Annotated in this window: 16 protein-coding genes and 3 pseudogenes; 7 read left to right on the top strand and 12 right to left on the bottom strand. The window is 71.5% G+C overall.

The window, feature by feature from the left end; translation table 11 throughout:
• Positions 1 to 25 precede the first annotated feature (25 nt).
• The 6 genes and pseudogenes from AB0937_RS17070 to AB0937_RS17045 all read right to left on the bottom strand — a co-directional run bounded on the left by AB0937_RS17070 (position 26) and on the right by AB0937_RS17045 (position 9396).
• Complete coding sequence (locus AB0937_RS17070; RefSeq protein ID WP_366712518.1) at positions 26 to 817, bottom strand: leucyl/phenylalanyl-tRNA--protein transferase; 792 nt, start codon at positions 815 to 817, stop codon at positions 26 to 28.
• Entirely contained in the window at positions 814 to 4047 is a 3234-nt protein-coding gene (locus AB0937_RS17065) for an amino acid adenylation domain-containing protein (RefSeq protein WP_366712516.1), read from the bottom strand. Before AB0937_RS17065 ends, AB0937_RS17070 begins: the two co-directional genes overlap by 4 nt.
• 120 nt (positions 4048 to 4167) lie before the next feature.
• Complete coding sequence (locus AB0937_RS17060) at positions 4168 to 7338, bottom strand: EAL domain-containing protein (protein ID WP_366712514.1); 3171 nt, start codon at positions 7336 to 7338, stop codon at positions 4168 to 4170.
• 623 nt (positions 7339 to 7961) lie between these two features.
• Positions 7962 to 8204 (bottom strand): annotated as a pseudogene (locus AB0937_RS17055) (family 43 glycosylhydrolase); the annotation flags it as partial.
• A gap of 108 nt (positions 8205 to 8312) precedes the next feature.
• Complete coding sequence (locus tag AB0937_RS17050; RefSeq protein WP_366712512.1) at positions 8313 to 8501, bottom strand: Ig-like domain-containing protein; 189 nt, start codon at positions 8499 to 8501, stop codon at positions 8313 to 8315.
• Between the two features lie 112 nt (positions 8502 to 8613).
• A complete protein-coding gene (locus tag AB0937_RS17045; RefSeq protein WP_366712510.1) occupies positions 8614 to 9396 on the bottom strand; it encodes a methyltransferase domain-containing protein in 783 nt (260 codons plus the stop codon).
• Between the two features lie 248 nt (positions 9397 to 9644).
• On the opposite strand from AB0937_RS17045, the gene AB0937_RS17040 reads away from it, so the two are divergent.
• The 3 genes from AB0937_RS17040 (at position 9645) to AB0937_RS17030 (ending at position 12070) form a co-directional block, all read left to right on the top strand.
• Positions 9645 to 9860, top strand: coding sequence for a hypothetical protein (locus tag AB0937_RS17040; RefSeq protein ID WP_366712509.1), 216 nt, complete (start codon positions 9645 to 9647; stop codon positions 9858 to 9860).
• A gap of 194 nt (positions 9861 to 10054) precedes the next feature.
• Positions 10055 to 10846 carry a polysaccharide deacetylase family protein gene (locus tag AB0937_RS17035; protein ID WP_366712507.1) on the top strand — a complete coding sequence of 264 codons (792 nt, stop codon included), beginning with the start codon at positions 10055 to 10057 and terminating at the stop codon, positions 10844 to 10846.
• A 123-nt stretch (positions 10847 to 10969) separates the two neighbouring features.
• Complete coding sequence (locus AB0937_RS17030) at positions 10970 to 12070, top strand: AI-2E family transporter (protein WP_366712505.1); 1101 nt, start codon at positions 10970 to 10972, stop codon at positions 12068 to 12070.
• A gap of 90 nt (positions 12071 to 12160) precedes the next feature.
• Here the strand turns inward: AB0937_RS17030 and AB0937_RS17025 are convergent, their stop codons facing one another.
• Together AB0937_RS17025 and AB0937_RS17020 are read right to left on the bottom strand one after the other, a co-directional pair.
• Positions 12161 to 13144 carry a BtrH N-terminal domain-containing protein gene (locus tag AB0937_RS17025; protein WP_366712504.1) on the bottom strand — a complete coding sequence of 328 codons (984 nt, stop codon included), beginning with the start codon at positions 13142 to 13144 and terminating at the stop codon, positions 12161 to 12163.
• A 50-nt stretch (positions 13145 to 13194) separates the two neighbouring features.
• Positions 13195 to 13953, bottom strand: a complete 759-nt coding sequence (locus AB0937_RS17020) for a DNA alkylation repair protein (protein WP_366712502.1) — start codon at positions 13951 to 13953, stop codon at positions 13195 to 13197.
• Positions 13954 to 14159: 206 nt separating this feature from the next.
• Between AB0937_RS17020 and AB0937_RS17015 the strand changes: the two genes are divergently transcribed.
• Positions 14160 to 14492, top strand: a complete 333-nt coding sequence (locus AB0937_RS17015; RefSeq protein WP_366712500.1) for a helix-turn-helix transcriptional regulator — start codon at positions 14160 to 14162, stop codon at positions 14490 to 14492.
• 17 nt (positions 14493 to 14509) lie between these two features.
• Positions 14510 to 16483 carry a transcriptional regulator gene (locus AB0937_RS17010; protein WP_366712499.1) on the top strand — a complete coding sequence of 658 codons (1974 nt, stop codon included), beginning with the start codon at positions 14510 to 14512 and terminating at the stop codon, positions 16481 to 16483.
• Between the two features lie 4 nt (positions 16484 to 16487).
• Here the strand turns inward: AB0937_RS17010 and AB0937_RS17005 are convergent, their stop codons facing one another.
• From AB0937_RS17005 to AB0937_RS16990, 4 genes and pseudogenes are all read right to left on the bottom strand, one after another.
• Entirely contained in the window at positions 16488 to 17150 is a 663-nt protein-coding gene (locus AB0937_RS17005) for a DUF5701 family protein (RefSeq protein WP_366712498.1), read from the bottom strand.
• Positions 17151 to 17297: 147 nt separating this feature from the next.
• Positions 17298 to 17591 (bottom strand): annotated as a pseudogene (locus AB0937_RS17000) (AraC family transcriptional regulator); the annotation flags it as partial.
• Positions 17592 to 17617: 26 nt separating this feature from the next.
• Positions 17618 to 17818, bottom strand: a pseudogene (locus AB0937_RS16995) (hypothetical protein); the annotation flags it as partial.
• A 180-nt stretch (positions 17819 to 17998) separates the two neighbouring features.
• Positions 17999 to 18451 (bottom strand): Lrp/AsnC family transcriptional regulator, encoded by a 453-nt coding sequence (locus tag AB0937_RS16990; RefSeq protein ID WP_366712497.1) that lies wholly within the window; start codon positions 18449 to 18451, stop codon positions 17999 to 18001.
• 111 nt (positions 18452 to 18562) lie between these two features.
• On the opposite strand from AB0937_RS16990, the gene AB0937_RS16985 reads away from it, so the two are divergent.
• Together AB0937_RS16985 and AB0937_RS16980 are read left to right on the top strand one after the other, a co-directional pair.
• Entirely contained in the window at positions 18563 to 19189 is a 627-nt protein-coding gene (locus AB0937_RS16985; protein ID WP_366712496.1) for a LysE family translocator, read from the top strand.
• 213 nt (positions 19190 to 19402) lie between these two features.
• Entirely contained in the window at positions 19403 to 21844 is a 2442-nt protein-coding gene (locus AB0937_RS16980; protein ID WP_366712495.1) for a SpoIIE family protein phosphatase, read from the top strand.
• The last annotated feature ends 80 nt before the right edge of the window (positions 21845 to 21924 follow it).

Genomic DNA, 21924 nt, shown 5'->3' with positions numbered 1-21924 from the left:
GTGCCGGGCAGCGCGACGAACAGGGTCAGCGTGCTCCCGCGGTCCTGGCGAGGCGGCGGGCGGGCAACGTGGCGGTGGGCATCGGGAGGCTGTCATACGCGGGGCGGTGAAGACATCGCACGTACTGCTCTCGCGGCATGAGGATGCCTCCGAGATCACGGACGTGCGGGCTGTCCCGCTGCGCGTCCAGCAGCTCGCCGCCGGCCTGCGCGAAACGCGCGGCGAGGTCGCTCACCGCCACCTTCGAGGCGCCGGGGCGCTGGAAGAACATCGAGTCCATGCTGAAGACCGATCCGACCCTGAGGCCGAAGACGCCGCCGACCAGATCGCCGTTCTCCCACACCTCGACGCTGTGAGCATGACCCAGCTCGTGCAGGCGGACCAGGCTCGCGATCAGCTCCTCGGTGAGCCACAGCGGGACACGGTCGCCGCGGCATGCGCGGACGACCCGCTCGAACCCCTGGTCCAGGCTGGTCGACCACGACAGCCCGTTGCGCAGCCGCCGGGCGAGGCTGCGGCTGAGATGCGCGGCCGAGACGGGCAGCACTGGCCTGGGGTCGGGTGACCACCAGGAAACGGCGAAGGGATCGGCCGGCTCCTCCTCCCCCACGAGCGGGATGCGGCCCTCCTGCACCTGATCGGCGAAGACCACCTCATTGAGGGCACGGGTGTACTCGTCGGACGCCGGGAACGGATAGACCCCGGCTTGGTACGCCGCCAGGAGGCCGGCGGGGCTGAGGTCGGCGGAGAACGCCACCGGACCGTCGGGCGCCGCTTCCAGCACGTTCAGCGCCTCCCATCCGGGGCATCGACTCACCACCGTGCCGCTCCCTGCCCCCGGTCAGCCACCGGCCCCACTGGCTCGGCCTGTTGCAGGAAGTCGATGAAGCAGTCCATCATCTTGGCGTCCACGGGCGGAATGCCGATCCCGGCGTCCACCAGTGCCCGCTCCGCGTTGTCGCGGGTGAACTCCGGGAAAACCCCCTGGAAGTACATCTCGCTCACGGTGATGTCGGCGCCGTGGCACAGGTCGACGAAGAGCGGGACGAACGGCGTTATCGCGTCGGTGGGGTGCCCGGCCGCGTACTTCACCAGAGCGGCGATCCACTCGGCGTACGGGATCTCCTGGACCGGATACCCCCGTTGGCGCATGCGCTCGGCCAGCGAACCGAGCAGTGCGGGACGGGGGTTGGTGAGGTGATACACCTCGCCGCGCGGAGGACGGCGGGTGGAGATGTGCCCGATCGCGCGCACCAGGCAATCGGCCGGCAGGAAGTCCAGCGGCAGCCGGACGTCAGGGCACAGACCGGTCCGCGCGATGAAGCCGAAGAGGGCGGCCATCTCGCTGTTGGTGTTCATCACGCCGGTTCCACTGCTGCCCGCGATGTCCATCAGACGGTAGACGGCGACCGGCAGTCCCGCGTCGGATGCCTTCTTCAGCAGCGCCTCGGCGACCCACTTGCTCTCCACGTATCCCACCGACAGGTATTCCGGGAAGCCCAGCGGCGTGCTCTCCGTGACCTCGCGCACGCCGGCCGGCCCGAGTCCGGCGAGCACCGCCATGCTGGAGGCGAAGTGCACGGGGACGGCCCGGCCGGCGGCGAGGCGGATGATCTCGTAGGTCCCGTCGACGTTGACCGCGCGCAACTCGTGGTACGGGTAGATGAAATTGACCTGGGCGCCGAAGTGGTAGACGGCGTCGATGGTCGATCCCAGCTCCTCGAACCTGCCGGGAGGCAGACCGAGTCCCGGCTTGCCCAGGTCGCCGACGACCGGCTGGACGCGCGGGCTGGACAGATCCCTGAGGACGTACCGCTGGTGGCTCGCGCGGATCATCTCCATGCCGTGCTGCTCGTCCGAGGCCCTGACCAGGCAAAGGATCCGGCCCGTCGTGCTGCGCAGCAGCTCGTCGATCATGTGGGCGCCGCAGAATCCCGTCGCCCCGGTGAGAAGGACGTCGCCGGAGCGGCGGTGATCCGGAGCCGGCGCGTCACGGCCCACCTCCGGAATGCGCCGGCCGGTCTCCGAGGCGAAGTCGACGCTCAAACCGTCCGGGCGGGTCAGCGTGCCGGCACGTGCCTGGCGCACGGACTCGGCGAACGCGGCGAGCATCGGCTGGCGCAGCAGCGAACGGGTCAGGTCGCGGATCTGTGTGACGCCGATGCCGAATATGACGCGGGTCCGGGCGAGCATCTCCATGGCCAGCAGCGAGTTGCCGCCCAGCTCGAAGAAGTCATCGTGCGGACGGATGTAGTCCACACCCAGGATCTGGCACCACAGCTGTGCCATTCCCTGCACCACCGGACGGTCGTCGGCGCCGTCCGGCTTCGGCGCGGACCCCGATTCCGGTACGGCCTTGCGATCGAGCTTTCCGCTGGGCGCGACGGGCAGTTGATCCACCGGGTGGAAGACCGCCGGGATCATGTAGCCCGGCAGGACCTCGCCGAGTGCCGACCGCAGCCGTGCGGGCTGCGCAGCCTCGCCGCCGGCCGGCGGCGGGGCGGGCGTGTAGTAGGCGACCAGGTCCCGGTCGCCGTTGTCACGCGTCCGCGCCACCACCATCGCCTGGCCGATCTCCGGACGGGAGACGAGTGCGGCCTCGATCTCCGCCGGGTCGACCCGGAAGCCGCGGATCTTCATCTGGTCGTCGACCCGGCCCAGCACCTCCAGATTGCCGTCCGGGCGCCGACGGCCCAGGTCCCCCGTGCGATACATGCGGTCCCCCGGCGCGGAACCGTGCGGATCGGGCAGGAACTGCCGTGCGGTCAGGGCGGGTTGCCGCCAGACGCCGCGCGCCAGACCCTGCCCCCCGATGTAGATCTCGCCGCGCTCGCCCGGCTGCACCGGGCGCAGGTCGTCGTCGAGCACATGGACGTGACTCCCCTCCAGAGGCCGGCCGACCGGGGCGACGGCGGTGTCCGGCGCGGCGAGCACTTCCTGACTCAGTTCGCAGAGCGTGGAGGTGATGGTGGTCTCGGTGAGCCCGTAGGCGTTGACGAGCCGTACGCCGGGGATCTTGCGCAGAACGGCGCGGCAGTCCTTCGCGGTGACGATCTCACCGCCGACGATGGTGAGTCTCAGCGACGCGAGCATCTCGCCGCGGTCCGCGACGGAGACGACCCGCTGCCAGTACGCGGGGGGCAGGTCGGCGACGGTGATGCCGTACTCGGGCAGGCGGCGCAGCAGGTCGGTGGGCGCCCATGTCGGGGTGCCCGCGAGGATGAGCGTCGCGCCACTGATCAGCGTGGCGAAGATCTGCTCCAGTGAGGTGTCGAAGCCGAGCGCCGCGGCGTGCAGCACCCGGTCGGAGGGCGTCAGATCGTAGGCCCGGACCACCGCCGTGAGGGAGTGGGCCAGCGACCGGTGGCTGATCATCACACCCTTGGGCGGCCCGGTGGAACCGGAGGTGTAGATCACATAGGCGAGGTCGTCCGGGCAGGGTCCGGGTGCCGGCCGCGAAGCCTCCGGCGGCGCCTGCGCATCCGGTTCCCCGGCCTCCTCGGCGTGGACGATGCGCGCCTCGCAGCCGGCGAACATCGGGGCGTGCTCGCGGCTCGTGATGATGAGACGTGAACCGGTCTCACCGACCAGGTGGACCATCCGTTGCCGCGGGGTCGCCGGGTCGAGGGGCAGAAACGCGCCTCCGGATCCCAGCACCGCCAGCAGGGCGACGATCAGCTCCGGCACGCGGTCCAGGCACACGGTGACGACGCACTCCGGGCCGACGCCCCACTCCCGCAACCGGTCGGCAAGCCGGTCGGCGCGACCGCTCAGCTCGGCGTAGCTGAGCCGGCCGTCCTCCGAGAGCACCGCGAGAGCGGACGGCTCACGCCGCGCTCGCTCCCGCACCAGCTCGGGCACACCGCCCGGCCAGGACTCCGGTGTCCGCTCGGCGCGGGCACTCGCGGGCCGCATGTCGGTCCAAAGGCGCTCCACCAGAGCCCCGCACCCCGCGTCGGACTCCGGTCCGCCGATCTGATGCCACCCGGCCGGAATCCGGCGGTCTGCGGGCCAGATCGCGTACTGCTCCTCGTCGTTGCGCAGCACGACGCACGGTGCAACCGACTCTGCCCTCCGAGGATCACGTTCCGTCACCTCGAGCCTCCTGCCTCGCGCGGCATCTTGCGGAGCACGGTCTGCGCTCCTGGCGGGAAGGGGCCGCCGCCATCACTGCTTCCCTTCCGCGGGCCTCACAGGCAATTCGGCCAGGCGGCCGAGCGGCGGTGCGAGGATCAGTTGCCCGGCCTCCTCGGCACTGACCGGTTCTGCGAAGAGATAGCCCTGCGCCAACCGGCAGCCCATGGAGATCAGCAGCTCCTGCTGCCTCACGTTCTCCACGCCTTCGGCGATGACCGTGAGGCCGAGCGTGTCCGCGAGGTGTGCGATGCCCTCGACGAGGGCGTACTGTTCCGGCGATCGCCCGAGTTCGTCGACGAACGACTTGTCGATCTTGAGTATCGAGATGGGGAACTCACGCAGATAACTCAGCGACGAGTAGCCCGTTCCGAAATCGTCGATCGCAATGCGAATGCCGAGCTCGGTGAGCGCATTCATCTCGCCCAGAATACGCTCGTCGTTGTACATCAGCACACTCTCGGTCAGTTCCAGTACGAGAGACGACGGTTCGATACCCGAGAGATCCAGGGCACGCCGGACCACGTTGTAGAAGTCGTCGTCCCGGAACTGTCGCGGCGACACATTCACGCTGATGTAGGGCGGTTTGCGACCGGTCGTCCCGTCGCGCAGGACGGAGCCCTCCCAGCGGACCGCCTCGGCCGCGGCCTGGTCGAGCACCCAGGCGCCCAGGGGGACGATCTGCCCGCTCTCCTCGGCCAGAGTGATGAACTGCTCCGGCAGCACCATGCCGCGCGTGGAGTGGGGCCAGCGAACGAGCGCCTCGAAGCCGGCGATCTGACCACTGACCAGCTCCACGATGGGCTGGTAAAGCACCAGGAACGACGTCTCGATCGACGAACTGTCCAGGGCCTCCTGCAAATTGGCGCGCTCGGCCATGCCGCTCTGCAGCTCCGGGTGGTAGCGGCGCCACTGGCGCTTGCCCGCCGTCTTCGCCGAGTACAGCGCGAGATCGGCGTGTGCCAGCAGTTCGACCGAGTCGATGCTGTCCTCTGTCGTCGCCACGCCGATGCTGGCGTACGTGCTCATCGGCCCCACACTGAGCCGGAACGGCTCGTCGAACACGGTCATCACGTGTTCGGTGAAACGCTCCACGCCCTCTATCGCCGCGGAGCCTTCCACCAGCAGTGCGAATTCGTCACCGCCGATGCGCGCGGCGGTGTCGGAGGCACGGACCGTCGTCTGCAGCCGGAGTGACAGCGCGACCAGGAGCTCGTCGCCCACACCGTGGCCGTGTATGTCGTTGACGACCTTGAATTCGTCCACGTCGATGAAGAGCACGCCGACCACCGTGCCGTCGCGCTGAGCCTGCGCCAGGGCGTGGTTGACCCGGTCCTGGAAGAGCACGCGGTTGGCCAGATTGGTGAGCGAGTCATGGAACGCCTGGTGGGTGAGCTCGCGTTCGAGTTTGCGCTGTTCGGTCACGTCCCGCAACGTGAGCACCACTCCACCGACGGTCGCCTCCTCCCTCAGGTCGCTCCACTTGAGCTCGACCTCGATGGAGGACCGGTCGGCGCGGAGCACGCGCCAGTGCTCGCGCCCGGTCTGCGGCTCGCCCCTGCGTATCCGGCCGAGCGTCTCGACCACCGCGCGACTGTCCTGCGGTGGCACCAGATCGACGAGGAGGGTGCCCTCCAGGTCCGGCAGGCCGAGCACTTGGTCGGCGGAGGGGCTGGCGTAACGGACCCGGTCGTCCTCGTCGAGGATCAGGATGACATCGGAGGCGTTCTGCACCAGCGTGCGGAAGTACATCTCGCTGTTGCGCCGGTTGACTTCATGGGCGAGGGTGACCCGCTCCGCGGCAAGCGCGGCCTGCGCGGCGAGAGTCACCAGCGTGTCCCGGAGCACCAGCAGGTCGTGCTCCTCCCCCGCCACGATCAGCACCCCGATCACCGGATCGTCCGAGGGATGACCCTGCGCGGCGAGTCGGCAGACCAGCGCGTGGTCCTTGCGGGTCGGCTCCACCGTGAGGTGGTCGACGAGGGCGGGCCCCACACCGTCGAGGGCCACCAGGCGGTTCTCGCCGGTCGCGACCAGTTCCCGTGCGGCTGTGGTCGCCCGCGTGGCCAGGGGCCCGCGCAGGACGCTGTGAGCCCCGTTCACCCAGAGTGTGCTGTCCGGCAGGGTGAGCAGCGCGGAACGGGGCGGGCCGGCCGGCATCAGCTGCGTCACCGCGGAGTGGACTGCCGCGGCCACATCCCGCAGCTCGCCCGCTCCGCCCAGCGACGACACCGCGTCGCGCAGCGCCTTCTCCCGGCCGACCGCCCGCCGGTGGGTCGCCACCACCCCCGCCAGGCGGTAGAGCACGAGGAGGAAGAGCACCGCGGAGAAGACCCCGATGACGCCGACGTTGGACCTCACGCCGCGCACCGCCTCCGTCAGGAGGATGGCGGGCGCGATGAGCGACGCCAGGGTGAGCAGGGCCAGCCGGCCCGTGCCGGTCTCGGCTCGCCATGGCAGCGGCTGCGTCAGCAAGCGCATGGACGGATGGAGCGCGGCAACCGCCCAGGCGCCGTACAGGACGGCCCAGCCGAGTTCGACCGCGCTACCCGTGCGCCACGTCCCGTTCAGCTGGATCAGGCCGTACAGCACGTCGGCGGTGAGCAGGCCGACGGTGCCCAGGGTGAGCAGCATGAGCGAGCTGCTCTTGCCGCCACGGCCGACGAGCAGCCGCAGCAGCATCGCCAGGACGAGGATGTCGCCGAGCGGATAGGCGATGGCGAACGCCTTCTGCACCCAGGTGAGACCCTCGGCGCGGGCGTACGGATCGATGAGGAAGAGCCACGACAGCAAGGCCAGGCCGACGGTCAGCGTCAGCGCGTCGACGAGGTTCGCCCGGTCGCGCCAACTCGTGCGCCAGTGCGCGAAGCCCAGCAGTCCCGCCGCATAGAGCGGATATGCCGCGAGATAGAAGCCGTCAGCGATAGACGGGAACGGGATGTCTTCATTGAGTATCTCGATGAGAATGATCTGGGTTGCCTGGCCTGCGGCGAAGGCGAAGTTTCCTGCGGCGAGCAGCAGCCAGGGAAGTCGATGCGCCGGATGGTTGAGAAAGACACCAAGGACGATTCCGATGACGCCGGTCGCCCCTATGGCGACGAAGAGCAGCCGCTGTTCCGGGAATGCGTAGTACAACGCCGTCAACACGACGATACATGAGCTGACGACGACCGTCGCAGCCTGGCTTCGGAGTCGTGCGTTCATCCCGACTAACCTCCTGAGAGGACCACTTGGCGGGCGGGTCGAGCTGGGCGAACGACACCGGAAGGCGACGGAGAGGCCTGTCGGCCGAGCTGATGAAGGAGAATTCTCCGGGCCCCGGGACGGGACGCGACCCTGATCGCCTGTGAACGTGTTTTCCGGTGGACGTGGACTCCGGTATACACGGTCACCGTTATGCGGGCTCCTTCTGTTACGAGACATCGCCGTGCCCTCATCCAGCTTACCTGGATCGCCCTTTCTCGCACGCGAGCGGCGAGATACCGCGTCGCCTCGCGCAATACCACGACTTGCGCGAAAACGCAGGTCGCGGAGACCGGGCCCGGTCCGGTTTCCGCGACGAGTTGGCTTTGCCCGCGGCAGCCGTTGTTCGCCGAGGGCGTGGAAGGCCTCCGTACAACTCCTCATCGGAAATGTCCGATGGTGACGACCCCCTTCGACCTGGCGCCGGTCCTGTTGTCCTCGAGGACTTCGCCGGTGGACTTCTTCCAGATCTTGATGCGGAAGGTGTCCGGGTCGTCGGTGACGGTGACTCTGAAGGCGTAGCCACTCTCGGCACCCAGGGTGAACGCCGCCGTGCCGGTCAGCCTCGGCGCGGCCGGGGAGGCGCCGGCCGGGGAGGTGATCACCCGCTCGGTGTCGACGGAGGTCATGTCGTCACCGAGCGGGACGACGCAGGCGCGGCCGTTGCCCCCGTAGAGGTACTGCTTGCCGTCGTCGTCGGTGAAGACCGCCGGGTCGATCATCTGGCCGCGGAAGTCACCGCCCTTCAGCAGCGGCTCGCCCAGGGCGTCCTTGAAGGGGCCGGTGGGTGAGTCGGAGACGGCCACGCCGATGTTCGCGTCGGCGCAGACGTAGCCGCATCCGGCAGCACGCACGACTTCAACGAGCCGGTGACGTACGAGGTCACCGGATCCGACGCTACGACCGGGCCCTCACGGGCACCGAGGTCATGAGGCTCAGCGGCAACCCGGCGGGCAGACGGGCCGCTTGACGCCGTCGGTGTACGCGGCGATCACCGTGGCCGGCAGGACCGGTGCGTCGCCGACCCGGGTCTTCACCGACACGTCCTCGACGCTCTGCACGATCCGGTCGGGCTGGTAGGCGCGCAGCAGCCGGTGGTACTCGGCCTGGGTGACCGGCGGCACGGTGCCGTGGCGGCGTTCGGCGGGCAGGTCGTAGACCGGTGGAGGGGGTCCAGGTGCCGGAGTCGAGGTCGGTCGTCTCGAACGGGATGCAGCCCGGGGCTGCTGCGCGTGCTCAGCCGTCGCCCCTCGTCGCCACAACGGCCCAGGTGCGATGCGGGACTTGGACCACCTCGCCGGGGAAACGCTCGCGCAGCACGCGGCCGAGGGCGTCGTCGAAGCGTGCCACCTCGTCCGGCGGCAGGCTGGCGCCGACCCCGGCGCTGGCCCGGATCCGGCCCCGCCACGCCTCGGGCGGGTACGGCACGGTCAGGTCGAAGGAGAAGGTCTCGATGCCGGTGAAGCCGGCGGTGGCCAGGTCGGTCAGCCAGCGCGGGTACAGCCCGGTACCGCCGCCCAGCGTCCAGGCCGGGTTGAAGGAGCGAATCAGCTCCTCGGTCGCCTCGACCACGTTGCCCGGCAGGGGCAGCCAGTCGAAGTGGGCGATGACCGCCCGCCCACCGGGTCGCAGCAGCCGCCTCACCTCTGACGTGGCCTTCGGCGCGTCGAACCAGTGCCAGCACTGGCCGGCGGCCACCACGTCGTAGGACGCGTCCGGCAGCCCCGTCGATTCGGCCGTGCCGACCCGGTAGTCGATCTCCACCCCGGCTTCCCCGTCCAGCTCGCGAGCCTGCTCGAGCAGCGGCGCCGCCGGGTCCACGCCGGTGACCCGCGCCCCCGCCTGCGCGAACAGCCGGGCCAGGGTGCCGGTGCCCGTTCCGATGTCGAGTACGTCCTTGCCGGGGAAGGCGATGCCGTGCCGATGGAGGTGCGTGACGATCTGCGGCGGGAATCCGGCGCGGTGGCGGCCGTAGTCCTGCGCGGTGAGCCCGAAGTCAGGACGGAAGCTGCTGGACATGGCGGAGCTCCTGGAAGGCTGTACGTCGGCAGGCGGCGTCCACCCTGCCACCGTCACCACTGATCGACAAGGTGACCGGCCGTCGCACGAGTTCGGCCCCTGACCTGCCCGGAGCGGGACGTGGCAGAAGGCAGCGAGCGGGCGAAGGGGCCAACGCGGTGTCCCCCGGCTGTGTCGAGCGGCCGGGGCGCAGCGGTTCGGCCATGCTGGGGCAGGTCGCGCCCCTTCCCCACGACAAGGAGCCTCGCATGCCCACGGACCCGCTCGGACGATTCCTCGCAGCACTGGACCCGGAGCACCGTGAAGCGGTCGGTGCCAGGCCCCGCGAGGAGCAGGAACGCCTCGCGGCGGCCTGGGAACGGGAACTGGAGGCGGACGACGAGCTCGACACTCTCGACGAACTGTCCCCGCCCGCGGCCGAGGCCGAGGCCGCACGCCGCGTCCTGGCACGCGGCGACGACTAGAACGAACCGGTCCGGAGCACCCCCCGAAGCGCACCCGCACGATGCGCCCCGTCCGCGTCGCCGCCGGAACGTCGGTCGCCGTGTCCTCGCCGAAACGGGTTTGTCCGTGATCCGTAACAGACGGATCCACCGGGCGCCTTCCGCCCTCTTGCCGTATGCACGGGCTCCACGGCGACGGCGAAGGAACGGAAGACATGGTGCGAAGCGGCGGACGGGGATGGTACGCCAAAGTGGCGGCGGCGGCGCTCGGGGTGACCGCGGTGGCGGGCCTGACCTCGTTCTGGAACGCGCAACTCGGTTCCGCCGAAGGGCGACCCGCCCAGGGCGTCGCCGCGCCACCCGCCGCGTCGCAGGGCAAGACGACGCCCGTCTCGGCGGACATCGCGCATGCCTCGGACGCGGGCGACCGCGGCGTCAACATCACCATCGACGACGGACCGGACCCCGTGTGGACGCCCGAGGTGCTGCGGGTGCTGCGGGACAACGGTGTGAAGGCCACGTTCTGCATGGTGGGCGGGCAGGCCAAGGCCCACCCGGACCTGGTCAAGGCGGTCGTGGCGGCCGGGCACCGGCTCTGCGACCACACGGTCGCACACGACGTCACCATGGACCGCAAGCCCACGTCGTACCAGTCCCGGCAGATCCTGGACGCCGAGCGCATGATCACCGAGGCGTCCGGAGGCGTCCGCCCCCAGTACTACCGGGCGCCCGGAGGTGCCTTCACCCCCTACAGCCGTCGTCTCGCCGCATCGCACGGCATGCGCCCGCTCGGCTGGAACATCGACTCCAAGGACTTCGAGCGCCCCGGCACGAACGCCATCGTCGCCACCGTGAAGGACGAGATCGCCAACGGCCCGACCCTCCTCTTCCACGACGCGGGAGGAGACCGCTCGCAGACCGTCGCCGCCCTGCGCGAGGTCCTGCCGTGGCTGAAGGAACAGGGCTACTCCTTCGGCTTCCCCGAGCGACAGGCACGGGCGGAGTAAGGCGGCCCCGGACACGACGGACCCGCGGCACAGCGCTCCGGGGGGGCCAGGCGGGTACCGGCCTTCGGGGGAATTGCGGGCCCGCTCCGCGCTTCGGCGGCCGGTGGGTGGTACGGGCATGAGATGTCGACGCCCTCCGATCCCCCCGCCTCGGCGCTGCCGCGCCTGGACGACGCCGAGTCCCGCGTACCGGGCGTGCTGCGCACCGCGGCCGCGTACGCGTGGCGGCTCATCGCCGTCGGCATCGTCGTCAGGGTCGCGTTCTCCGTGCTCGGGCAGTTCCACCGGATCGCCGTCGCCCTCTTCCTCGGTCTCGTCATCACGGCGGTGCTCCGGCCCGTGGCGGGGCTGCTGGCCCGGGTCATGCCCCGGCCGCTCGCGGTGGCCACCGCCCTCATCGGCGGCATCGTCCTCGTCCTCGGGGCGCTGGCCCTGGTGGGTGAGACCGTGGCGGACCAGCGGACCGGGCTGGAGAAGGAGTTCGTGGCGGGCATCGACCGGATCGAACGGCGCCTTGAGGAGCCGCCCTTCCGGCTTCCCGCGAACGCGTTCGACGACCTCCAGTCCCGCATCGGCAAGCTCCTGTCGGACCACCGTTCCGCCCTCATCAGTACGGCGCTCAGCGGCGCGACCCGGCTGGTGGAGGTGCTGACCGTGCTCGCTCTGGCCCTGTTCTGCGCGGTCTTCTTCACTCACTCCGGTGAGAAGCAGTGGCAGTGGCTGTGCGCCCAGCTTCCCCGCCGGGCCCGGCAGCGGTTCGCGGTCGGGGCGGGGGCCGCCTGGCGGACCTTCACCGGGTATACGCACGGCATTCTGCTGGTGGCGGCGACCAACGCGGTCCTCGTGGGCATCGCGCTGTTCGCCCTCGGTGTGCCGCTCGCCGTGCCGTTGGCCCTGCTGGAGTTCATGGCCGCCTTCATCCCCCTGATCGGATCGCCCATCGCACTGGCGATCGCGGCGGTCGTCGCCCTGGCGTCGAAGGGACCGCTCATCGCCCTGGTGGTCGTCGCTCTGATCGTGGTCATCGGCCAGATCGAGGGGCACGTGCTGCACCCCGTGGTGATGAGCTGGGCCGTCCGGCTCCACCCGGTGGTGGTCGCCCTGGCGGTGGTCGGCGGGGCGGTCGCGGCGGGGGTGATCGGTGCGGTGGTGGCCGTACCCCTGGTGGCTGTGGTGTGGTCCGTGTACCAGGCGCTGCGGGGCACTGCGGGCGAACCCGCCTGAGTGCCCCGGAGGCGCCCGTGCCGGCTCGTCCCGTTCGCACCTCTCACCGCGTTCCTCCGCGAGAACCCGCAACAGGAAGGCGCCCGGGGCTCAGGCAGCGTCCGACAGCCGCCGCATCAGGCGTTGCTCCTCCTGCGCGAGTTCGTGCACCAGCTTCGACGCGTGCTGGAGGGGAGCCCGGTCCCTGGTGGTTCCCGCCTCGTGGAGGAGCTCAGCCACCCTGGTCCAGGTCCTCGACACCAGGCGGTACGCGTCCGACAGGTCGCGGAACTCCGCCGCACCCGTGAGTTCGGCGGTCTCGGCGAGGAAGTCCGCCCACATGGTGCGGAAGAAGCCGCCACCGGTTCCGCCCTCCTCCATGATCGTGGCGATCTCGACGAGCGCCTCCCGGGGCGATGCGAGGTCGTCGATCCAGCCGGGCATCAGATCGGCGGCCTTGTGCATGCCCTTGAAGCCCAGGTTGGCGATCGGAGGGTTCAGGAAGCTCTCCGCCGTCGTCCTGACGGCTCGGCGGGCGGCCTCGCCCAGGTCGGGCAGCGGGCCGTCCGGAGGGGCGATGGTGAAGGAGAGGTTGCGCGAGCTCATCGGGCCCCGGGCGCTGCGCGCACGCGTCAGGGACTCGCCGGAGGCCCACCGAAGCCCCAGCGGCCTGGTCTCGACGAGGGCGAATCTGTCGCCGTCGTAGCCGACGCAGGCGACGTAGTGGGCGGCGAACCGGTAGTCGTCCGTGGAGTAGTCGAGCTCGTAGCGGTCGAGCTTGAGACCGACCACCGTCCCCGAGTCGAGGTCCTGGAGCAGTTGTTCGCGGGCCCGCTTCTCGGAGGAGGTCTCCCTGACCCTCAGGCGCAGGCCGAGCACCTCGGTGACATGCGCGGTCAGCCGGTCCGGCTTGACACGGCCGCCGAGGAACGGTGCGGGCATCTGCTTGGTGCGCCAGTAGGTGAAGGACAAGCCGCTGCCGAGGCCGAAGACGAGTGGCTCCGACAGGTCGACACCGTGTTGCCCAAGGAGGTTGACCAGGGATGTCGATTCGCAGTGGTGACCGACATACGGTTGCCCGTCGACGAGTAACACGGCTCGCTTCTCCTCTTGGTTGACGGTTCATCACATAGTGCCGGCCATGTTCACCCGGGGGGCTCCTTGCCCAGCGCCATCAGGGACGTCCGCGTCGCCGGGTCCATCTTCTCGATGGCGTACCGGAAGGTGGTGCGGGCCATTCGGCCGTGCCACGTGCGCAGGAACGCGGCCACTTCGTCCTGATGGACCTCGGCGGTGACCTTGAGCAGCCACCCGCAGCCCTTCTGCACGTACACGTCCTGGTCGTGCATGAGCCGGGTGCAGTTGTCGAAGACGTGGGACAGGGGCAGTTCGAACACCGTGCGCCCCACGGTGCGCCGTACGAACTTCACGACGGCCACGTTCGCCGCGCGTCTCGCCCAGGGCGACCGGGACGCGACCCAGCGCCGCGTCCGCGGGATCCGGTCGAGGTGGCCGAGGAAGAACGGGTACAGCAGCTTCAGGCAGAGGTCGTCGCACTGCGCCCAGTTGGACACATACGCTTCGAGCCAGTGCTCGCAGCGGTCGAGGAGTTCGTCACCCAGCCCGGTCCTCGCGACCTTGTGCAGGAGCGCGAAACCCAGCAGGACCTCCTCGTGGTGCGAGGCGCGGGACAGCACCTCTTCCGTCAGGGCCAGGCGGGTCGCCGGGGGGATGTCCGGCCGGGCACGGAAGCAGCCGTTCGCGAGCTCGACGACGGAGGCGTTGCGCACCCCCAGGGCGCGAATGCCGTGGGGGAAGTACCGCTGCGCCCCGGCGGCGACATCCGCGTCGGCCCGTGCCGCCAGGGACGCCAGAAGGTCCCCGGCCACGGCTGGCACGTCCATGGCCTCAAGCCCCTCCCTCACCTCGATCCCGGAACGGGAGAGACCGACGTGATCACGATCGCCCCCGGTGCCTCGTTCGGCAGCGGTCAGATTCGCCCAGATCCGCCCCGGGTTCAAGTACCGGACGGTGCCTCGGCACGGCCGCCGGCAGCCGGCGGGTCCTCGGTCCGCGGCAGGACCGCAGGTCGGCGCCGTATCATCGCGCGGTGGGCACTGGGGTGGGGATCACGGCGCCGTTCGGCCGGCTGCTGCGCACGCTCCGGCAGAGCCGCCGGCTGACGATCGAGGAACTGGCCGAGGCGTCGGGGATCTCGGGGCGGGCCATCGGCGACATGGAGCGGGGCCGGAGCCGGCGTCCGCACCGGAGCACCGTCACCGCACTCGCCCAGGGCCTCGGTCTGGACGAGGCGGCACACGCCGGCCTCCTCGCGGCAGCCCGCGCGGCCCGCCCCGGAGCACGGACCGCCGAGTCGGTCAGGGCGTCGGCCACACGCTGCCGAGGGGCGTCCGGGACTTCGTCGGCCGGCAGGCGGAACTGACCGAGCTGCGCGCTCTCGTGCGGGAGGCCGCCGAGGGCCGGGGAGTTGCGCCGCCGGTGGCCGTGGTGTCCGGCCCGCCCGGAAGCGGGAAGACCTCGCTGGCGGTCCGGCTGGCCGAGGAGCCGTCGACGCCCTGCCCCGACGGGGCGTTCCTGGTGGACATGCGAGGTCTGGACGAGCGGCCACCGTCCGCGGAGCAGGCCGTGACGGGGCTGCTGGGCACGTGGGGTGTCGGGGACGCCGAACTGGCCCGGCTGACCGCCCAGGAGCGTCTGGCCCGCTACCACCAGGTCGCCGCGGGGCTGCGCGCGGTCCTGGTGCTGGACAACGCGGGCAGCGAGGCCCAGGTCAGGCCGTTGCTGCCGCGCGCGGGGCGGCTGCTCGTGGTGGTGACGAGCCGCCGTACGCTCGCCGGTCTGGAGGGGGTGCGGCGCGTCGCGCTCGGGGCGCTGAACCCGCGGGAGTCCGCCACCCTGCTGCGTGCCGTGGTGGGTGCCGGGCGCGTGGACGCCGAACCGGGGGCCGCGGACGTCGTGGCCGGGCTGTGCGGGCATCTGCCGCTGGCGTTGCGGGTGGCCGCGAACTGGGCCGCCACCCGCACCAACTGGAGCCTGGAGCGGCTGGCCGGCCGCCTCGCGGACGAGGACCGGCGGCTCGACGCGCTCAGCGCGGGCGACCTGAAGGTCAACTCGGCCTTCGCGTTGTCCTGTTCCCGGCTCGCCCCCGACGCCGCCCGGATGTTCCGCTTGCTGTCGCTCCTGCCGGGCGGGGACTTCGGCGCGGCCGCGGCCGCCGTGCTCGCGGACGTGCCGCCGGCCGACGCCGAGGACCTCCTGGAGGAACTGCTGGAGGCCGGACTGCTCATGACGTCTCGTCAGGACCGTTACCGGCTGCACGATCTGCTGCGCCTGTACGCGGCGGCCCGTCGCCGCTCGGAGGACGGAGAGGAGGGCTCGCTCGCCGCGCGGTCCCGGCTGCGGCACTGGCTGCTGGACACGGCCGTCCTCGCCGGCCGCTGGCACGAGCCGGACTACGGCAGACCACCGGAGGACCCGGGCCGGCTGGTCGCCCTGGACGACCGCGAGCAGGCGGCGCGCTGGATCAGGGCCGAGGGCGACACCTGGCTGGCCGCGTTCCGCGATGCCGCGGCGCACGGCGAGCACACGCGCGTCGTGGAGGTCGCGGAGGCCATGCACTGGTTCTCCGACCACTGGGTCTCGTGGGGCCACTGGGTCGAGGTCTACGAGCGGGCCGCCGCGGCCGGGGCGGCCCTGCGGGACGCCACACTGGAGGCGACCCACCGCAACTACCTCGCCTGGGCGTACTGGGCCTGCGCCCGCCGGCACGAGGAGGCGGTGGAGTCGGCCACGAGCGCGCTGCGTCTCGCCCGGGCGGCCGGGGACACCCTCCAGCAGGCATGGGCATACGCCTGTCTCGGCTGGCTGCGGGACGCCGTGGACGATCTGCCGCTCGCGGCCGATCACTATCACCGGGCCGCGCGGCTGTTCACGGCGGCGGACGACGTCAACGGTTACCTCCAGGTCTCCTGCGGGATGATCCGGGTGCTGCGCGGGGCGGGGCGCGCGCACGCGGCCGTGGAGACCTGCCGGGGCATCATGGACGCGCTCGCGGACCCCCGCCACCAGGACCGGATTCCGCCCAACGTGCGGGAGTTCACCGCCCTGTCGGCGCTCTACGCGGTGTCTTTCGTCCATCTCGACGAGGAGCGGTGGGAGGAGGCCGTCGACGCGCTGCGGTCCATCCGCGGGCAGTTCGACGCCCGCGGATGGCACAAGCAGGCGGGCAAGGTCCATCTGCATCTGGCCCACGCGCTGGCCCGTCTCGGCGAACGGGCCGAGGCCGCCGCCGAGTACCGTGCCGTGCTCGCGCTGGACGCCCGCGTTCCCGCGGACGTGCGGGACGACGCGCGCGCGGGTCTCGCCGCACTGTCCGCGGGCCGGCCGGCAGCGCTCACCCGGTTCGCGCAGTGACGCCTCAGCCCCGGCGGCCCGTCGCGGAGGCGAAGCCCAGCCAGGTGTGGCGGTTGTTCCACCAGCACCAGCCGACCTTGGGGGCGTTGCGGCGCTCGCGGCCGTCCCTGCCGGTGCCGTTGCTGATCCAGAGGGCCGGGGTGCGGGCGTCCAGGGTGCCGTTGGGCTTGCTCAGCCGGGAACCGATGGTCATGAAGCAGCGGTTGCGCTCCAGGGCCCCGGGTTGCTGGAGCACCCAGTGGATGCCCTCGGTGAGCACCAGCGGGGTGCGGTCCTCCTTGGTGAGGGCGGGCAGGGCCTCGTCCGGGGACCAGTTGGCCATGTGGTCCCCGCGGTCGATCCCCGTGACGAGGTAGAGCGGCGCGTCGGGCAGGTCGAGCGCGCTGGGGGCGAACTCGTCGACGTCGGGCATGTCGACGACGACGAAACCCGGCTTGCCGTCGCGGCGGAGCAGTGGCGCGAGGGCGGAGGCGGGGGCACGGTCCGGATGTACGGCCAGCAGGGCACCGTCGCCGACGGCCCCGGCCTCCGCGGCGAACGTGCGGATCTCCTCGGCGGACAGCCCGCCGATCTCGTGCACCCCCAGCTCGATCAGCCGCTCGGCCTGCACGCTCAGGGGCGGGAGTGCGGGGAGGGCGGTGGACGGGTCGGGCTCGGTGCCGGGCACGGTGCTCCTCGGGTCGGTGGTACGGGCGAACTCGGCCGCGGGCGCGTACGGATGGGGGCGAACGCGGACGGGCGAACGCGGACGGGCGAACGCGGACGGGCGAACGTGGACGGGCGAACGTGGACGGGCGAACGTGGACGGGCGAACTCATAGGCAACGAGCCGTTCCCTCGGGACGTTCCCGCTCCACCGCGTTGGTGCTCACGGCGCCCGCGCCCAAGCCTGCGACCGGCCTTGCGTCTGTGCCTGTGCCTGTGCCTGCGCCTGCGCCCGTGCCTGCGCCTGTGCCTGCGCCTGGCCCCACGCCCTTGCCCGTCCTCTCACCGGACAAGCCGTGCAGTTGCCACTCACGGGGCGTCATCCCGTACGCCGCTCGGAAGGAACGGCTGAAGTGGCTGGGGCTGGTGAAGCCCCAGCGCCTGGCGACGGCCGCGACCCCGGGCCCGGCCGCCGGGGAGCGCAACAGGTCCCGGCGGCGACGTCCCAGCTGCGGCGGACGGCCTCCTCGCTGATCCGCGGGTTGTCGTCGGACTTGAACAGGCAGGGCTCCAGGGAGGCGAGGAAGGCGACCTTGGCGACCCGGTCCGCGACCGGCTGCCCGGATCCGTGGTCCTCGTAGTAGAGGTCGATGGCGGTGGAGTTCTCCTGACCCACGGTGATGTACGGCATGTGCTGCTTCCTCGTTTCCGAGCGGCTGGTGCAAGGGACGTCACCACGCCAGGACCGGCGCGAGCGGAGCGATTGCCCTGGAGCGCACGGGTGTTTGCCCGGCGGCGCACACACACGGGCCGTGAACCGACCGGGTGCCCCGGCGCACCCGGTGCGAGGGCACCGGCCGCGGAGGGCCGCTCATCCGGGCAGCGGGCGGTCGTCGACGACGTGCTTCATGACGAGGGTGGAGTTGAGGCGCTGGACGCCGGGGAGCCGGGCGAGCTGCTGGTCATAGAGCTGCTGGAAGGCGGTCAGGTCGGTGGCGGCGACGCGCAGGAGGTAGTCGGGGTCGCCGAACAGCCGCTGGGCCTGGAGCACGTGCGGGACTGCGGCCACCGCCTCTTCGAACGCGGAGACCGTGTCGGCGTCCTCCAGGCGCATGGTGACGAAGACGAGGGCCTCGAAGTTCAGGCCCACGGCGGCCGGGTCCACCACCGCGCGGTAGCCGCGGATCGCACCTCCGCGTTCGAGGTCGCGCAGCCTGCGGTGACAGGGCGAGACGCTCAGCTTCACGCGCGCGGCCAGCTCGGTGACCGTGAGACGGCCGTCCAGCTGGAGCTCGGTAAGAATTTTCTGATCCAGGGCATCCATGGAGAAGATTCTGCCTCAGACAGCGCGATCAAGGAGTAAAGAAGGGAACACCTTCGACGCGATCCGGCCTAACCTTCCTCTCGTACCAAGGCATGTGAGAGGGAACGATCGATGGACACGACCACGCTGGCGGCCTTCCTGGCGGTGGATCTGCTGCTGATATTCACCCCCGGCGCGGACTGGGCCTACGCGATCACGTCCGGCCTGCGGGACCGGTCGGTCGTGCCGGCGGTCGCCGGGCTGGTCGCCGGATACGCGGGCTACACCCTGCTCGCCGTGGCGGGGCTGGTGGTGATCGTGGCGAGTTCGGCGACGCTGCTCACCGCGCTGACCGTGGCCGGGGCCGGTTATCTGGTGTGGCTCGGCTGGGGAGTGCTGCGGCAGCCGGCCGCCTTGACGGCCGCCGGGGAGGAGGCGGGCTGCGAGGGCGCCTCCCGTCTGCGGGTCATGCTCAGGGGCATCGGGACCAGCGGGCTGAACCCCAAGGCCCTGCTCCTCTACTTCTCCCTGTTCCCGCAGTTCATCGACCCCGCGGGGGCCTGGCCGGTCGCCGGCCAGACCGGTCTGCTCGGCTCGCTGCACATGATCGCCTGCGCCGTCGTCTACCTCACCGTCGGAGTCCTGGCCCGCACGGTCCTGCGGACCAGGCCCTCCGCGGCCCGGGCGGTGACCCGCGTCTCCGGTGCGATGATGATCGTCATCGGCGGCTTCCTGCTGGTGGAGCGCCTGGCCGGCTGACGGAGCCGGTGGCCTCCCCCCGAAGGCCCGGGCCGGTTCCCCGGCGCGGGATCACGTACGTCCGCCCTCGACGACCTCCCGGCCTTCGCGTCGGCGCACCGCTCGCGCCGGCCGGCGATCCGCGTGGCCATCCGAGCGTTCCTGCTGGTCACCGCGGCGCCTGTCGGCAGACGAGCCTCGGCGGGCCGGTAGCGGGACAATCGGGTGCAGGGAATGGAGAGCAGACGGGGCGGCACATCCGGAGGCACCGTGCTGGGACGCGTACCGGAGGACTTGGCGGTCGTCGTCGACGCCGGCGGGGCGATCATGGTGTGGAGCGACGGTGCGCGCCGCCTGCTCGGCTACGAACCCGCCGAGCTCGTGGGCACGGCCGTCGCCGACCTGCTCGCCGCGCGTCTCCCGGAGTCGACACGGCAGCGCGTGGAGGAAGGCCTGCGGTGGGCCGGTGAGGTCGCGCTGCGGCACCGGGTGGGCAACCGGATCGTGGTCCGGCTGCAGGGGACGCCGTTGCTGGACGCGGAGGGCCGGCGGCTCTGGCTCGTGACCGGCACCGCACCGGCGTACCCGCCCGCGCGGGCCGAGCGCGGGCGCGTGCCCCTGTGGGACCTCACGCTCGACCAGCTCCCCGTCCCGGTCGCGGTCTACGACCGGGACGCCCGGCTGGTGGGCGCCAACGACATCATGAGCGAGTTGATGGGCCGCTCCGAGGAGGAGATGAAGGGCCTGACCCTGTGGGAGATGGAGCCGAACCCGCCCTTCGACACCTACGACCGCCTCCAGCGGGAAGTGCTGCGCACCGGCGAGATGATCTTCCACGAGCAGTACGGCAAGGCCCCGGGCGAGGTACGGCCGCACGCCTGGTCCATGTTCCTCTCGCCGCTGAAGGACGAGACCGGCACGGTCCAGGGCATGTCGGCGACCGTGTTCGACACGACGGAACAGTCCTGGGCCCGACGCCGGCTGGCGGTGATCAACGAGGCCAGTCTGCGGATCGGGAGCACCCTGGACGTGAACCGGACGGCCGAGGAGATGGCGGAGGTGGCCGTCACCGCGGGGTTCGCGGACTTCGTCACGGTGGATCTGCTGGAATCCGTGGCGCGGGGCGACGAGCCGGGGCCGCTGCCGCCGGACACACCGGTCACGCTGCGGCGCGCCGCGCAACGGTCGGTGCTGGAGGGCAGTCCCGAGTCGGTGGTGGGCGTCGGCGGCACGGTCCACTACCCGGTGGGGACGCTTCCGCTGCGGACCCTGACCGCCGCGCGGGGCGCCCGGCACCGGCCGGGGGACCCGGAACTCCTGGAGTGGCTCACGGCCTCCCCGGCCCGCGCCGAGACCGTGACCAGGTACATGATCCACTCAGTGATGATGGTGCCGCTGCGCGCCCGGGGCGTCACCCTGGGCCTGGTGCACTTCCTGCGCCACCGGACCCCGGACTCGTTCAGCGAGGACGACCTGCTGCTCGCGGAGGACATCGTCGCCCGGGCCGCGGTGAGCGTGGACAACGCCCGCCGCTTCACACGGGAACGCCGCACGGCCCTGGCACTGCAGCGCAGCCTGCTGCCCGAACGGCTTCCGGAGCTGGCGGCGATGGACATCGCCTACCGCTACCTGCCGACCGGGGCCGGTGCGGACATCGGGGGCGACTGGTTCGACGTGATCCCGCTGTCCGGCACCCGGGTGGCCCTGGTCGTGGGCGACGTGGTGGGCCACGGCATCCACGCGTCGGCGACGATGGGCCGTCTGCGGACCGCCGTACGGACGCTCGCGGACGTCGACCTCGCCCCCGACGAACTGCTCACCCAGCTCGACGACCTCGTCATCCGGCTCGACCGGGAGGAGGGACCGGAGGTGCGCGGGGCGGAGGAGACGTCGGGGCAGGTCGGCGCCACCTGCCTGTACGCCGTGTACGACCCGGTGTCCCGCCGCTGCACCATGGCCCGCGCCGGGCATCCGCCGCCCGCGCTGGTCACGCCCGGTGGCGGCGTACGGTTCCTGGACCTGCCGGCCGGGCCGCCGCTGGGCCTGGGCGGCCTGCCGTTCGAGGCCTCCGAGGTCCGGCTGGAGGAGAACAGCCTGCTCGCCCTCTACACCGACGGTCTGATCGAGGCGCCCGGCCACGACGTCGAAATCGGGATCGCCTTGCTGCGCCAGGCCCTGAGCACCCCCGCGGACGGGCTGGAGGAGACCTGCGAGCAGGTGTTGCGCACGCTGCTGACCGGCAAGCCCGCCGACGACGACGTCGTGCTGATGCTGGCGCGGACGGCCGTGCTCGACGCCGGGAAGGTCCGCACCTGGCAGCTGCCACCGGACCCCGCGGCCGTCGCCCGGGCCCGCAAGATGGCCGGCGAGCAGCTGGCCGAATGGGGGCTGACGGAGGCGGAGTTCGCCACCGAACTGATCGTCAGTGAGCTGGTCACCAACGCGCTGCGGTACGGCGGCGCGCCCATCGAGCTGCGGCTGATCCGCGACGCGACCCTCATCTGCGAGGTGTCCGACGGCAGCAGCACCGCACCGCATCTGCGGCGTGCCCGGGTCTTCGACGAGGGCGGGCGGGGGCTGCTGCTCGTCGCCCAGCTCGCCGAGCGGTGGGGCAGCCGCCAGACGGCCACGGGCAAGACCATCTGGGCGGAACAGCCCCTGCCCGCCGGGGTGTGAGCCGGGCTACCGCGTGTCGACGATGCCGCCGGTCACCGCGATGACCTCGCCGACGGCGCAGCCGGAGACCGGCGTCGGAG

The sequence above is a fragment of the Streptomyces sp. NPDC047880 genome, assembly GCF_040706515.1.
GTDB lineage: Bacteria > Actinomycetota > Actinomycetes > Streptomycetales > Streptomycetaceae > Streptomyces.
Note: the sequence above shows the minus strand (reverse complement) of the source record. Positions and strands in the feature narration are given on the sequence as shown.